The 13284-nt window shown below is 62.7% G+C and carries 15 protein-coding genes; 9 read left to right on the forward strand and 6 right to left on the reverse strand.

The window, feature by feature from the left end; genetic code table 11:
• Positions 1-10: 10 nt before the first annotated feature.
• From CO671_RS29245 to CO671_RS29260, 5 genes are all read right to left on the reverse strand, one after another.
• Positions 11-913 carry a zinc ABC transporter substrate-binding protein gene (locus CO671_RS29245; protein ID WP_097608837.1) on the reverse strand — a complete coding sequence of 301 codons (903 nt, stop codon included), beginning with the start codon at positions 911-913 and terminating at the stop codon, positions 11-13.
• A 16-nt stretch (positions 914-929) separates the two neighbouring features.
• Entirely contained in the window at positions 930-1802 is an 873-nt protein-coding gene (locus CO671_RS29250) for a metal ABC transporter permease (protein ID WP_097608838.1), read from the reverse strand.
• Positions 1799-2548: a metal ABC transporter ATP-binding protein gene (locus CO671_RS29255; RefSeq protein ID WP_097608839.1), complete on the reverse strand. Its 750-nt coding sequence runs from the start codon at positions 2546-2548 to the stop codon at positions 1799-1801. Before CO671_RS29255 ends, CO671_RS29250 begins: the two co-directional genes overlap by 4 nt.
• Positions 2545-2673: a hypothetical protein gene (locus CO671_RS34540; RefSeq protein ID WP_280953061.1), complete on the reverse strand. Its 129-nt coding sequence runs from the start codon at positions 2671-2673 to the stop codon at positions 2545-2547. Before CO671_RS34540 ends, CO671_RS29255 begins: the two co-directional genes overlap by 4 nt.
• A gap of 431 nt (positions 2674-3104) precedes the next feature.
• Positions 3105-4043: a LysR family transcriptional regulator gene (locus CO671_RS29260; protein WP_010032541.1), complete on the reverse strand. Its 939-nt coding sequence runs from the start codon at positions 4041-4043 to the stop codon at positions 3105-3107.
• Positions 4044-4141: 98 nt separating this feature from the next.
• On the opposite strand from CO671_RS29260, the gene CO671_RS29265 reads away from it, so the two are divergent.
• The 9 genes from CO671_RS29265 to pcaD all read left to right on the forward strand — a co-directional run bounded on the left by CO671_RS29265 (position 4142) and on the right by pcaD (position 12706).
• On the forward strand, positions 4142-5290 hold the full coding sequence (locus CO671_RS29265) for a muconate/chloromuconate family cycloisomerase (protein WP_097608840.1): 1149 nt from the start codon (positions 4142-4144) through the stop codon (positions 5288-5290).
• 11 nt (positions 5291-5301) lie between these two features.
• Complete coding sequence (gene catC, locus CO671_RS29270) at positions 5302-5592, forward strand: muconolactone Delta-isomerase (RefSeq protein WP_097608864.1); 291 nt, start codon at positions 5302-5304, stop codon at positions 5590-5592.
• A gap of 63 nt (positions 5593-5655) precedes the next feature.
• On the forward strand, positions 5656-6594 hold the full coding sequence (gene catA / locus CO671_RS29275) for a catechol 1,2-dioxygenase (protein ID WP_097608841.1): 939 nt from the start codon (positions 5656-5658) through the stop codon (positions 6592-6594).
• Positions 6595-6700: 106 nt separating this feature from the next.
• Positions 6701-8059 (forward strand): Rieske 2Fe-2S domain-containing protein, encoded by a 1359-nt coding sequence (locus CO671_RS29280; protein WP_097608842.1) that lies wholly within the window; start codon positions 6701-6703, stop codon positions 8057-8059.
• A complete protein-coding gene (gene benB, locus CO671_RS29285; RefSeq protein ID WP_009997079.1) occupies positions 8056-8544 on the forward strand; it encodes a benzoate 1,2-dioxygenase small subunit in 489 nt (162 codons plus the stop codon). The genes CO671_RS29280 and benB overlap by 4 nt, the downstream gene beginning before the upstream one ends.
• Before the next feature lie 37 nt (positions 8545-8581).
• Positions 8582-9607: a benzoate 1,2-dioxygenase electron transfer component BenC gene (gene benC / locus CO671_RS29290; RefSeq protein WP_097608843.1), complete on the forward strand. Its 1026-nt coding sequence runs from the start codon at positions 8582-8584 to the stop codon at positions 9605-9607.
• Positions 9604-10392, forward strand: coding sequence for a benzoate diol dehydrogenase BenD (gene benD, locus CO671_RS29295; RefSeq protein WP_097608844.1), 789 nt, complete (start codon positions 9604-9606; stop codon positions 10390-10392). Before benC ends, benD begins: the two co-directional genes overlap by 4 nt.
• A 39-nt stretch (positions 10393-10431) precedes the next feature.
• On the forward strand, positions 10432-11766 hold the full coding sequence (locus CO671_RS29300; protein ID WP_097608845.1) for an MFS transporter: 1335 nt from the start codon (positions 10432-10434) through the stop codon (positions 11764-11766).
• Between the two features lie 151 nt (positions 11767-11917).
• Positions 11918-12706 (forward strand): 3-oxoadipate enol-lactonase, encoded by a 789-nt coding sequence (pcaD, locus tag CO671_RS29305; protein ID WP_097608846.1) that lies wholly within the window; start codon positions 11918-11920, stop codon positions 12704-12706.
• Positions 12707-12759: 53 nt separating this feature from the next.
• On the opposite strand, the gene CO671_RS29310 is transcribed toward pcaD, so the two are convergent.
• Positions 12760-13245: a peroxiredoxin gene (locus CO671_RS29310; RefSeq protein WP_097608847.1), complete on the reverse strand. Its 486-nt coding sequence runs from the start codon at positions 13243-13245 to the stop codon at positions 12760-12762.
• Positions 13246-13284 lie beyond the last annotated feature (39 nt).

Below are 13284 nucleotides of genomic sequence, written 5' to 3' on the forward strand. Positions count from 1 at the left end.
CGATCGGCCGTCAGCTCGATTTCGCCATGGCGGCGGCGAGCTGATCGACATTGTAGCGGAACATTTTCTCGTAGGTCGGCGCCGGTCCCTTGGCGTCGGACAGCGATTCGACATAGAGCTCGCCGCCGGGCTCCGCACCCGTTGCCTTGGCGACCTGCTTGACCAGGCGCGGGTCGTTGGAATTTTCGAAGAAATAGGCCTTCACGTGCTCGCTCCTGATCTGTTCGATCAGCTTGGCGACATCGGCGGCCGAGGCTTCGCTCTCGGTGGAGAGACCGAGCGGTGCGAGGAAGCTCACCTTGTATTCGCGGCCGAAATAGCCGAAGGCGTCGTGGCTCGTCAGCACCTGGCGGCGGTCCTCAGCGATCGTATCGAATTTCGTATGGGCGTAGGCGTTCAGCTCATCCAGCTTCTGGGTATATTTCTCGGCATTGGCCTTGAAGGCGGCAGCGTCGGCGGGATCGGCTGATGACAGCGCCTTTTCGATATTGGCGACCCAGACCTTGACGTTCACAGGGCTGTTCCAGACATGCGGATCGGTGATGGTCTTGCCGTCCTCTTCCATGGTGCGGGTGCTGATGCCTTCGGAAACCGTCACCGGCTTGCCCTTGTAGCCCGAGGCGGTGATCAGCCGGTCCATCCAGCCTTCCAGCCCTTCGCCGCTGACGAAAGTCACTTCGGCCGCCTTCAAATTCTTCGCGTCGGCCGGCGACGGCTCGAATTCATGGGGGTCGCCGTTCGGCCCGACGAGGCTCGTGACATGAACATGGTCGCCGCCGACCTGTTTCACGACATCGGCAAGCACGGTGAAGGACGCCACGACCTTCAGCGTTTCGGCCGAAGCGGGTGCGGCCGACAGCGCCATCAGCGCGGAAAGTGCGGCGGCGGAGAGAAGCAGTCTGCGCGAAATCATCGAAGTCTCCTTGAAATCAGCCCTTCAGATGCGGGCGGGGAAAGAAGCGCCGGGCGATGCCGGAGGGCGCGAAGAGGATTGAGAAGGCGTAGATCAGCGCTGCCGTCATGATGATCGTCGGGCCGGAGGCGAGCTCGAGATGGTAGGAGGCGATCAGGCCGAGATAGCCGGCGGCGGCCGCACTGGCGGTGGCAATCAGCATCATCACGGCCAAGCTGCGCGACCAGAGCTGGGCGATGGCCGCCGGCAGCATCATCAGGCCGACCGCCATCAGCGTGCCGAGCGCCTGGAAGCTGGCGACGAGGTTCAGCACCACGAGCAGCAGGAAGAGGACGTGATAGATCGGTCCGCGCCCGCCGACGGCTCTCAAGAAACCGGGGTCGAAGCATTCGGCCACGAGCGGCCGGTAGATGGCGGCGAGGATGAGAAGCGTCAGCGAGGTGATGGCGCCGATCTGATAAAGCGCCGGTGCGTCGATCGCCAAGATGGTGCCGAAGAGCACGTGCAAGAGATCGATATTCGAGCCGCGCAGCGAGACGATCAGCACGCCCAGCGCCAACGAAGCGAGATAGAAGCTCGCAAAGCTCGCATCCTCGCGCAGCACGGTCATGCGGCTGACGGCGCCGGACAGCAGCGCCACCGACAGGCCGGCGACCAGGCCGCCGAGGCCCATCGCCGTCAACGACAGCGAGCCGGCGACGAGATAACCGATCGCCGCCCCCGGCAGCACCGCATGGCTCATGGCGTCGCCCATCAGGCTCATGCGCCGCAGCATCAGGAAGACGCCGATCGGCCCCGAGCCGAGCCCGAGGCAGAGGCAGGCGATGAGGGCGCGGCGCATGAAACCGAAATCGGCAAAGGGCGCGAGGAAGAGATCGTAGGCCGTCATGCCGCCGGCGCCTCTTGGCGGGCGCAGGCCGCCGCGTCCTCATCCCAGCGCTCGGCCATGGCGCGAGCCTTCATGAGATTGGCGGACGACATGACATCGGCGGTCGGGCCCCAGCCCACAAGCTCGCGGGCGAGCAGCAGGGTTTCGGGAAAATGCGTCCGGACGAGCTCGAAATCATGCAGCACGGCGATGACGGTGCGCCCCTCGCCGTGCCAGCGGGAAACGATGTCGAGCAGATCCCTGGTCGTGCGGGCATCGATGGCCGTAAACGGCTCGTCGAGCAGGATGACCCCGGCATCCTGCAGGAGCAGGCGGGCAAAGAGCACGCGCTGGAACTGACCGGCCGAGAGCGAGCCGACATGGCGCCTGCCGAAACCGTCGAGGCCGACAGCGGCCAGCGCCTCGCCCGCCTTTTCGAGATCGGCGGGTGCCACGCGGCCGAAGGCTCCCCTGCTCTTCCAGGCGCCGAGCATGACGGTGTCGATGACCGAGATCGGGAAACGCCGATCGATCTCGGCCGCCTGCGGGAGATAGCCGAATTCTGCCCGCCTCAGCCGGTGCTCGACCCTGCCCTCGGCCGGACGAAGCTCCCCCATGATCGCCTTCAGCAGCGTCGACTTGCCCGCCCCATTCGGCCCGGCAATCGCCGTCAGGCTGCCCGGCGCAAAGGCGCCGGAGACATGATGGACGGCGGGGTGGCGATCATAGGCGACCGTGAGATCATCGAGACGGATCAACGGCGTCATGGCAGCAGAACCGCCCAGTGAATGGCCAGCCAGAGCGCGGCAATGCCCAGCGAGATGCCGATCACCCGGGATAAGGCCGATTGCCCCATAAGGCTGATGGAGGGGCGATCGGGGTTCGGGTGCATGGCTCATCCTGACAATGTAATAACATTACGGTTATGTTATAACGATTGCGGCGAGATTGAGGCGGAGCCTCTTGACGGGTTTGATATTGCGGGACGGCAAGGTGCGGCCATTTGACAGCCGGACGCTCAGAGCCGAATTTGGTTCATAATGCTGCGGCCGTGCCGCACGCGTGCATTCTGCCATACCGTGCTGTCTTGCTCCGCAAGCCACCCCACCCTCCGTCCTCCGGGCTTGACCCGAGGATCCACTCTGCCCTCGATCGGACTGGGCGTGGATCCCAGGCTCGGAGGCCTGGGATGACGGAGACGGGGGGGTGCGTTTCTGGCAAACTCGCCGTCGGGCGTGTGCTCCACTTAGGATGCCGGTCGGGGTCAGCCTGAGCGCGATGGATCCTCAAGGGAGCGAACGAGGCACATCCGGCGGGCCTGCGTCAACTCTCGAGCGCATCCAGATGGACATTGGAGAGTTGGAGCCAGGGTGGATTGTCGGCATACATTTCGCGGATAACCTGCTTTATCGATTCGATCCGACCGCCGGCTTCGTCACGGCGATAGCTCATGATGATGGGTGAGGTCGCTCTCTCGTCGGCAATCATGCGATAGCAGACATCGTCCGGCCGCTGGCGCTGCGAGGCCGCGGGGATGATGCAGAGGCCGGCGCCCGCAGCGACCATGCCCAGCGCCGTCTGGATTTCGCGAACCTCCTCGACATGTCCGGGATTGACGTTGATCTCGCCAAGCAGGTTCAGCGTCTCGTCCGCAAAGCTTGGCCGGGGCGTCGAGGGATAGATGATCAGGGATTCCCCCTCCAACTCGGAAAGCGCGATAGGCTCCTTGGCGATGGATTTGGCATGGTTCTTCGGAAAGGCGACGACAAGCCGCTCCTCTCGGAGCGTCAGCCGTTCGACTTCCCTGTCGTTGAAACGCACCCTGCCGAAACCCAGATCGATGCGTCGCTCCTTGAGCGCAGTCACCTGTTCCGTAGACATCATTTCCCGGATCTCGATATCGAGGTCGGGCCAGCGCTGCCGCATGCGCCTGACGAGGTCCGGCATGCCTCCATAGAGGGTGGAGCCGACGCAGCCGATGACGAACCGTTCGCGCTGATCCTTTCCTATTCTCCGGGTCTGATCACGGATATGCTCGAGCCGGGCGATGATCTGCGAGGTCTGGTCGAAGAAGAACCGTCCCGCCTCCGTCAAGCTCAGCGGCCGCTTGGACCTGTCGATCAGGCTTACGCCGAGCTCCTCCTCCAGCTGTTGGATCTGCCGGCTGAGCGGCGGCTGGGCGATGTGGAGAATTTCCGCGGCGCGCGAGAAATTGCGCTCGGTGGCAACCGCCACGAAATAGCGGAGTTGGCGCAGCTCCATTCCTATTATACCTCCCAGGTATAGAGTTCGACCTATATAGTCTTGGACCTTACCCTAAACGAGGGCTAGCCTTCCTGCAAATAAAGGGAGGAAGTGCAGTGCGCGCGGAAATTCGGATCGTTTCCATCGAGGCTACTATACTCGATCTGCCGACCATCCGGCCGCACACGCTCTCGATGGTCACCATGAGCCGCCAGAGCATGACGATCGTGCGTGTTCGCTGCTCCGATGGAATCGATGGCCTCGGTGAAGGCACGACCATCGGCGGTCTCGCCTACGGGCCGGAGAGCCCGGAAGGCATGAAGCTCACCATCGACGAATATATCGCGCCGCTGCTTCTCGGCCGCGACCCGACGCGCGTACAGGCGACGATGGATCTCGTTCGGAAGGCGGTAAAGGGCAATCACTTTGCCAAATGCGCCGTTGAATCCGCGTTGCTGGATTGCCAGGCCCGCCGCCTCGGCGTGTCGATGTCGGAGCTGCTCGGCGGCCGGCGTCGCGAGAAACTGCCGGTTGCCTGGACACTCGCGTCCGGCGATACCGCAAAGGATATCGAAGAGGCGCAGGCGCTGCTCGACCGGCGCCGCCACAAGGACTTCAAGCTGAAGATCGGCGTCAAGTCGATCAAGGAGGATATCCGCCACGTGGCGGCCATCCGCAAGGCGCTGCCGGACATGGCCTCGGTTCGTGTGGACGTGAACATGGCCTGGCGGGAACGCGAGGCGCGCAATGCGATTGCGGCACTCACCGATGCGGGCTGCGTCTTGGTGGAGCAGCCGGTGTGCGGTGTGGCGCCGCTTGCCCGGCTGACGCGCGGGTCGCCGATCGCCATGATGGCCGATGAAGTGCTCGTCGGTCCCGAAAGCGCGCTCGAAGCGGTGACGGCGCACGCAGCTGACGTGTTCTCGATCAAGATCGAGCAGGCAGGCGGCCTGTTCGCCGCCGCCAAGGTCGTCGCCATCGCCGAGACGGCCGGCATCGGCATCTATGGCGGCACCATGCTCGAAGGGCCGATCGGCACGATCGCTGCTGCGCAGTTGATGGCCGGCGTGAAGGATCTGCAATGGGGCACGGAGTTTTTCGGCCCGCTGCTGCTGACCGAAGAGATCCTCGCCACGCCTTTGGATTACAGCGATTTCGAACTGACCATTCCCAGCGGACCGGGACTGGGGATCGAACTGGACGAGGATCGCATGGCGTTCTTTGTTCGGGGCAGAGTACGCAAGACGATCAGCATTGCCGGATAAGGGAGGCGATGATGCTTTTCCATGTAAGGATGGATGTGAAGATTCCCCATGATCTACCCTCGGCGGAGGCGGCGGAGATCATCGCGCGGGAAAAGGCCTATTCGCATGAGCTGCAGCGCAGCCGCAAATGGCGGCATATCTGGCGCATTGCCGGTGAATACGCGAACTACAGCATCTTCGACGTGAAGGACAATACGGAGCTGCACGAGATCCTGTCGGGGCTGCCGTTGTTTAAGTTCATGGACATCGAAGTGACGCCGCTGCTGCGGCATCCCTCGGCGATCCGCGAGGACGACACCTAGCGCCATGTTCGGCGCGGGACGGAAGCCGCATCGACTTTCTGAGCAATCCAAGAGGAGGAAAAAATGAGCGTGAAGATTTTCGGCAGGCCCGACATTCAGGACTTTCTGAGTGTCCTCAGCGGCCTCGACAAGGACAGCGGCAATCCGCGCGTCAAACTGATCGTCCATCGGATCATGTCCGACCTGTTCAAGGCGATCGACGATCTCGATATCACCCCCGACGAATATTGGAGCGGCATTGCCTGGCTCAATGAGATCGGCGCCGCCGGCCAGGCCGGCCTGATCTCGCCCGGTCTCGGTCTCGATCATTTCCTAGACGAACGCCTCGATGCGATCGATGAGGCGCTGGGCATCGAAAATCCGACGCCGCGCACGATCGAGGGTCCGCTCTATGTGGCCGGCGCACCGGTCTGTCACGGCTTTGCCCGTCTCGATGACGGCACCGACGCCAATGGTCACACACTGATCATGCACGGCACCGTCTATGGTTCTGACGGCAAGCCGCAGCCGGGTGCGACTGTCGAAGTCTGGCATTGCGACACCCGCGGGTTCTATTCGCATTTCGACCCGACCGGCAAGCAGGCGCCGTTCAACATGCGCCGCACGATCGTGACTGACGAACAGGGCTGTTACAAATTCCAGAGCATCGTGCCGCACGGCTATGGCGTGCCGCCGGGCAGCCCGACGGAACAGCTGCTTTCCGCCCTCGGGCGCCACGGCCAGCGGCCGGCGCATATCCATCTCTTCATCAGCGCCGACGGCCATCGCAAGCTGACGACCCAGATCAACATCGAAGGCGATCCGCTGGTCAACGACGATTTTGCCTATGCGACGCGAGACGGCCTGGTTCCGGCCCTGATCGAGCGCAGCGACGAGGCCAGCATCAAGGCCAATGGTTTGAGCGGCCCGTTCGCCGAGATCACGTTCGACATCCATCTGACCGCACTGGTGGACGGCATCGACAACCAGATCAACGAACAGCGCAAACGCGCCGCCGCGTAAACGGCAAGGAGGGCGGCTGAATAGCCGCCAGCCCGCATATCATCGTCATCATCGACACTGTTGCAAAGGTTGCGCCGGTTATTGCGCACTTTGCGGGAGAAAAACCATGTCTGCGATCATCGACAAAGCAAGAGACCTCGATCATCTGCTTGCCACTGCCGTGCAGGACGACAAGGAGGCCGGCCTGTTCCGTTGCCGCCGGGACATCTTCACCGACGAAGACCTCTTCGAGCTGGAGATAAAACATATCTTCGAAGGCAATTGGGTTTATCTGGCCCATGAGAGTCAGATTCCGGAAAACAACGATTATTACACGACCTATATCGGCCGTCAGCCGGTCGTCATCACTCGCGACAAAAACGGCGAGCTGCACGCGGTCATCAACGCCTGCGCCCACCGCGGCGCGATGCTGTGCCGCCGCAAGCACGGCAACAAGGGCAGCTTCACCTGCCCCTTCCACGGCTGGACCTTTTCCAACACCGGCAAGCTGCTCAAGGTCAAGGACGAGAAGACCACCCAGTATCCGCCTCAGTTCGCGCAGAACGGTTCGCACGACCTGAAGCGCGTTCCCCGGTTCGAGAATTATCGGGGCTTTCTGTTCGGCAGCCTGAATGATGAGGTCGCGACGCTCGCGGACTATCTCGGCGAGACGAAGGTCATCATCGACCAGATCGTCGACCAGGCGCCGGACGGGCTTGAAGTGCTGCGGGGCAATTCGTCCTACATCTACGACGGAAACTGGAAGCTGCAGATGGAAAACGGCTGCGACGGCTATCACGTCAGTTCCGTGCACTGGAACTACGCCGCAACAATGGGGCGGCGCAAGGAAGAGGGCACGAAGGCGGTCGACGCCAACAGCTGGAGCAAATCGATTGCCGGCGTCTATGGTTTCGAGAACGGCCACATCCTGCTGTGGACCAACACGATGAACCCCGAAGTGCGTCCTATCTACGATCAGAAAGACGAGATCGCAGCCCGCGTCGGCGCCGAGAAGGCAAACTTCATCGTCAACCAGACCCGCAACCTCTGCCTCTACCCGAATGTGTTCCTGATGGACCAGTTCAGCACGCAGATCCGTGTGACCCGCCCGATCAGCGTCGACAAGACCGAAATCAATATCTTCTGCTTCGCGCCGAAGGGCGAAAGCGAGGCTGATCGCCGGCTCCGCATCCGCCAATACGAGGATTTCTTCAACGTGTCCGGCATGGGCACGGCCGACGACCTGGAAGAATTCCGCGCCTGCCAGTCCGGATATGCAGGCACCGCAGCGCTCTGGAACGACCTGTCGCGGGGCGCGCCGCTCTGGATCGACGGTCCTGACGAAAACGCGAAGCAGATGGGCATCGCACCGCTGCTGTCGGGCGAGCGCAGCGAGGACGAGGGCCTGTTCGTTCGCCAGCACGAATACTGGGCCAGGGTGATGCGCCAGGCACTGTCCGCCGAAAAGAACGGAGTTGTCCCATGAGCATTTCCCATGACGCCATCTGCGCGTTCCTTTATCGGGAAGCGCGTCTCCTGGACGATCGCGAGTGGGACGAATGGCTGACCTGCTATGCACCCGACGTGACCTACTGGATGCCGGCCTGGGATGACGACGATCGGATTACCGAAGACCCTCAGTCGCAGATTTCGCTGATCTACTACCCGAACCGCGACGGCCTGGAAGACCGCGTGTTTCGGATCAAGACCGAGCGGTCTGGCGCGTCGACCCCCGAGCCTCGAACCAGCCACAACGTGACCAATGTCGAGGTACTGGCGGATCGGAGCGGGGAAGTGGACGTGCGCTACAACTTCCACACGCTGAACCACCGCTACAAGGTCACCGACCAGTTCTTCGGCACAATGTTCGTCACTCTGCGCAAGCACGGTGACAACCTTCTGATCGCAAAGAAGAAAATCGTGCTGAAGAACGATTACATCCGCCAGGTCATCGACGTCTACCACATCTGAAGGCCGGCGCGCGCAGCCGAGACTTTGAGGAGCAGTCATGTGCTACAAGATCGCATTGAATTTTGAAGACGGCGTAACCCGTTTCATCGGGTGCAAGAGCGGCGAGAAGGTTCTCGACGCGGCCTATCGCGCCAAGATCAACCTGCCGATGGACTGTTCCGACGGCGTCTGCGGCACCTGCAAGTGTCGCGCCGAGAGCGGCTCCTACGATCTCGGCGATGATTTTATCGATGACGCGCTTACCGCCGACGAGGCAGAGGCCGGGCTGGTGCTGACCTGCCAGATGAGGCCCTCATCCGACTGCGTCATAGCCGTGCCGACGACATCGACCGCCTGCAAGACGGGGCAACAGAAATTCACCGCCACGGTGGCGACTGTCGTGCCGCACAAGGATGCAGCGATCGTATTGGAACTGGATGTGGACGCAGAGGCCGCTCCCTCCTTCCTGCCCGGCCAGTATGTCAACATCGACGTGCCGGGCAGCGGCCGGAGCCGTTCCTATTCGTTCAGCACAGCGCCGGGCGAACAACGCATCGGCTTCCTGATCAAGAAAATCCCGGGTGGATTGATGAGCAGCTGGCTTGCCAAGGCCCAGCCCGGTGACAGGCTCAATCTGACCGGCCCCCTGGGCAGCTTTTATCTGCGCAGCGTCGAGCGGCCGCTTCTGTTTTTGGCCGGAGGCACCGGTCTTGCGCCGTTCCTCTCGATGCTCGAGGTTCTTGCCCGCGCAGGATCGGAACAGGAAATCCATCTGATCTACGGCGTGACGCGCGATCTCGATCTGGTTCTCGTCGACGAGATCGAGGCCTATGCCGCGCGCCTGCCCAACTTCAGCTTCACCACGGTGGTGGCCGAGGAGGCCTCGAGCCATCCGCGTAAGGGATGGGTTACGCAACATATGCCGGCCAAGCTGCTTCATGACGGCGATGTCGACGTCTATCTCTGCGGTCCCCCGCCGATGGTCGATGCGGTGCGCAAGCATTTCGACGACAACGGCGTGAAGCCCAACAGCTTCCAATACGAAAAATTCACGCCCAATGCGGCGGCGAAGGAGGCAGCATGAGCGCGCCGCGCGTCACCGGTCGGTTTGACGGCAAGGTGCTGGTCGTTACCGGCGCCGCGCAGGGCATCGGCCGTGCCGTGGCCGTCCGTGCCGCGAAAGAGGGCGGCAAGGTGCTGTTCGTCGACCGCGCCGATTTCGTGGCGGAGATCGCAGCCGAAGCCGGCACCGCCGAAACTGCCGCCTTCAATGCCGATCTGGAGACCTATGACGGCGCGGTTTCCGCGATGCGCTTCGCCGAGCAACGCTTCGGCGGCATCGATATCCTGATCAACAATGTCGGCGGCGCCATCCGCATGCGCCCCTTCGCGGAATTCGAAGCGCAGCAGATCGACGCGGAGATCCGCCGCTCGCTGATGCCGACGCTCTATTGCTGCCATGCCGTCCTGCCGCATCTCTTCGCGCGGGGCGGCGGCACCATCGTCAACATATCCTCGAATGCAACGCGCGGCATCCATCGCGTGCCTTATTCGGCGGCCAAGGGCGGCGTGAACGCCATCACCCAGTCGCTTGCCATGGAACTGGCTGAGCGCAACATCCGCGTCGTCGCCACCGCACCGGGCGGCACGGAAGCGCCGGCGCGTCGGATTCCGCGCAATGGCGCGGGCGATACGAATGCGGAGAAGGCCTGGATGGCCGAAGTCGTCGGCCAGGTGAAGCAATCCAGTCTCATGAAGCGGTACGGGACCATCGAGGAACAGGTAGCGCCGATCCTGTTCCTCGCCTCGGACGAAGCGTCCTACATCACCGGCAGCGTGCTGCCCGTGGCTGGGGGCGATACCGGCTGACATCTCAACACTGACTGCGTTAAAACTCAGGGAGGAGCCATGATGCGCACGATCGATGTGAATGAAGCGATAGACAACAATCCATTCGGAAGATTTCAGTGGTCGGTGGTGGCGCTCTGCGCGCTGCTGCTGATCGTCGACGGTTATGACGTCTTCGTCGCCGGCACCGTGCTGCCGACGCTGATTGCGGAATGGGGCCTGACCAAACCGCAGGCCGGCGCGCTGCAGGCCTGGGCGCTGTTCGGGATGATGTTCGGCGCCCTCGCTTTCGGCTCCCTGGCCGACAGGATCGGACGCAAGAAGGGCATTGCGATCAGCTTCGTGCTTTTCACCCTTTCCACCCTTCTGACCGGTTTTGCCAGTTCACCCGACCAGTTCAAAATCTTTCGCTTCGTCGCCGGTCTCGGCTGCGGCGGATTGATGCCCAATGCGGTGGCGCTGATGAACGAATATGCTCCTAAGCGGCTCCGCAGCACCATCGTCGCGCTGATGTTCTCCGGTTATTCCGTCGGCGGCATGGTTGCCGCAGGGCTCGGCATCGGCATGATCCCGCAATATGGCTGGCAGCCGATGTTCTTCGTCGCCGCCCTGCCGTTGCTGATGCTGCCGCTGGTGCTCTGGAAGCTGCCCGAATCCCTTGGCTTTCTGATCCGCCAGGGCCAGCAGGAGAAAGCCAGACGGATCTATGCGAAGATCGATCCGTTGGCGCGCCTCGGCAAAGACGACATGCTGGTCTTCACCGAAACCAAGGGCGCGTCCGCATCGGTCGCCGAACTGTTCCGCCACCAGCGCACGTTGCGCACGCTCATGCTCTGGGTGGCGTTCTTCTGCTGCCTGCTGCTTGTCTATCTGCTGTCGTCCTGGCTGCCGAAAGTGCTGCAGGAAGCCGGCTATGCCGAAAGAGCGAGCCTTGTCAGCCTCTTCTCACTCAACTTCGGCGGCATGGTCGGCGCCATCGCCGGCGGTTGGCTGGGCGACCGGTTCGGCCTTCCGAAGGTCGTCGTCGGCTTCTTCGTGGCGGCGGCCCTGTCGATCGCGCTGATTGGTTTCAATCTGCCTGCCGGGCTGCTGTTCCTGGCGATCTTCATCGCCGGCGCCACCACCATCGGCACGCAGATCCTGCTTTATGCGAGCGTCGCGCAGCTCTATAACCTCTCCGTCCGTTCGACGGGGCTGGGCTGGGCGTCCGGCGTGGGTCGTATCGGTGCCATCGTCGGCCCGACCCTCGGTGGCGTGCTTCTGGCACAACAGCTGCCGCTGCAGCAGAACTTCCTGATCTTCGCGATTCCCGCGGCGGTCTCGGCGCTCGCCATGCTGGTCTTCGCGATCAGCAACGCCCGCCGCGCCGGCGCCATCGTGCTGGCTGCCGCATAAGAGTGCGGAACGCATGCTTCCGCCGACGGCCATCCCGATGTGGCCGCCGGCGCCTTCGCGTCGCAACTGCGCCGACGCCTGGATAGGAGGTTCGGCCGGATCGTCGGGAAATTACCTCCAGACACTTCTAAAAACCGAAAGTCGTCAAGCCATGCCCTATCTCGATCTCGCCAGCCACCGCCTGCACTATCGCATCGACGGTGACAGGAGTGCGGCAGGCAAGCCGTGGCTCATGTTCTGCAATTCGCTCGGAACCGATCTGCACATGTGGGATGCACAGGCAGCCGCATTGTCACAGCACCACCGCGTGCTGCGTTATGACCGCCGCGGCCACGGTCACTCGTCGGCGCCGCCGCCGCCTTATGCGCTGTCAGACCTCGGCAAGGATGTCCTCGCGCTGCTCGATGCGCTGGAGATAGAGCAAACGCATTTCTGCGGCCTGTCCATCGGCGGCCTGACCGGGCAATGGCTGGGCATTCATGCCGGACAACGTCTGGGCAAGATCGTTGTGTGTGCGACGTCCGCCAGGATCGGCACCGCCGAAAGCTGGGTCGCGCGTATGGAGGCCGTGCGGGAAAACGGCCTTGGCGGGCTTACCGCGGCCACGGCAGAACGCTGGTTCACGCCGGCGTTCAACGCCGACCAACCTGGCATCGTGCGCGACATTCTCGATCGTTTCACCGCGACAACGGTCCAGGGCTATATCGGCGGTTGCGCGGCTCTGGCAACCACGGATTTGCGGGAAGAAATCACGCGGATCACCAACCCCCTGCTTGCCGTCTCAGGAAAAGAAGATCCGGTATGTCCGCCGTCCGATTTGGAGAGCATCGCCGTTCGTGTGCGGCAGGGTCGTCATCTGTCATTGCCGGGGCGTCATATCGTCAATGTCGAGTCGGCATCGGCGTTCAATGCTGCGCTGAGCGAGTTTCTCGACGATTGACAACTCGGAAAGGCGGCCGACCGGCCGCCCCTTTTACTGTCAGCAATGAAAACTCAAAGCAGTTCCAGCATCGCGGCAGCACCCGAGACGGTGGCCTGGCCGGGGCTTTCCTCGACGTTGAGGGCCTTCACGACGCCATCTTCGACCAGCATCGAATAGCGCTTGGAGCGCAGGCCGAGGCCGCCGGCGGAGAGGTCGGCTTCGAGGCCGACGGCCTTGGTGAAGCCGGCGTCCCAATCGGCGAGGAAGTGGATCTTGCCGAAGCCGCCGGAGGATTGCGCCCAGGCGCCCATCACGTGCCAGTCGTTGACGGCCAGAACGGCGATGTCGTCGACGCCCTTGGCGAGGATGGTGTCGCGGTTTTCGAGGTAACCCGGCAGGTGGTTCAGCGAGCAGGTGGGCGTAAAGGCGCCCGGCACGGCAAACAGCACGACGCGCTTACCGGCAAAGAGCTGATCGGTGGTGATTTCGACCGGGCCGTCGGCGGTCTTTTGCTTGAAGGTGGCGGCCGGAAGCTTGTCGCCAATCGCGATGGTCATGGGTTTTCTCCTCGGGGTTCGGGCTTCTTGGGGTTCGGG

It is taken from the genome of Rhizobium sp. M10, assembly GCF_002531955.1.
In the GTDB taxonomy this organism is placed as follows: Bacteria; Pseudomonadota; Alphaproteobacteria; order Rhizobiales; family Rhizobiaceae; genus Rhizobium; species Rhizobium etli_C.

Coding starts and splice junctions, on each gene's coding strand:
- CO671_RS29245 (WP_097608837.1), bottom strand. CDS start 913: ATGATTTCGCGCAGACTGCTTCTCTCCGCCGCCGCACTTTCCGCGCTG.
- CO671_RS29250 (WP_097608838.1), bottom strand. CDS start 1,802: ATGACGGCCTACGATCTCTTCCTCGCGCCCTTTGCCGATTTCGGTTTC.
- CO671_RS29255 (WP_097608839.1), bottom strand. CDS start 2,548: ATGACGCCGTTGATCCGTCTCGATGATCTCACGGTCGCCTATGATCGC.
- CO671_RS34540 (WP_280953061.1), bottom strand. CDS start 2,673: ATGCACCCGAACCCCGATCGCCCCTCCATCAGCCTTATGGGGCAATCG.
- CO671_RS29260 (WP_010032541.1), bottom strand. CDS start 4,043: ATGGAGCTGCGCCAACTCCGCTATTTCGTGGCGGTTGCCACCGAGCGC.
- catC (WP_097608864.1), top strand. CDS start 5,302: ATGCTTTTCCATGTAAGGATGGATGTGAAGATTCCCCATGATCTACCC.
- catA (WP_097608841.1), top strand. CDS start 5,656: ATGAGCGTGAAGATTTTCGGCAGGCCCGACATTCAGGACTTTCTGAGT.
- CO671_RS29280 (WP_097608842.1), top strand. CDS start 6,701: ATGTCTGCGATCATCGACAAAGCAAGAGACCTCGATCATCTGCTTGCC.
- benB (WP_009997079.1), top strand. CDS start 8,056: ATGAGCATTTCCCATGACGCCATCTGCGCGTTCCTTTATCGGGAAGCG.
- benC (WP_097608843.1), top strand. CDS start 8,582: ATGTGCTACAAGATCGCATTGAATTTTGAAGACGGCGTAACCCGTTTC.
- benD (WP_097608844.1), top strand. CDS start 9,604: ATGAGCGCGCCGCGCGTCACCGGTCGGTTTGACGGCAAGGTGCTGGTC.
- CO671_RS29300 (WP_097608845.1), top strand. CDS start 10,432: ATGATGCGCACGATCGATGTGAATGAAGCGATAGACAACAATCCATTC.
- pcaD (WP_097608846.1), top strand. CDS start 11,918: ATGCCCTATCTCGATCTCGCCAGCCACCGCCTGCACTATCGCATCGAC.
- CO671_RS29310 (WP_097608847.1), bottom strand. CDS start 13,245: ATGACCATCGCGATTGGCGACAAGCTTCCGGCCGCCACCTTCAAGCAA.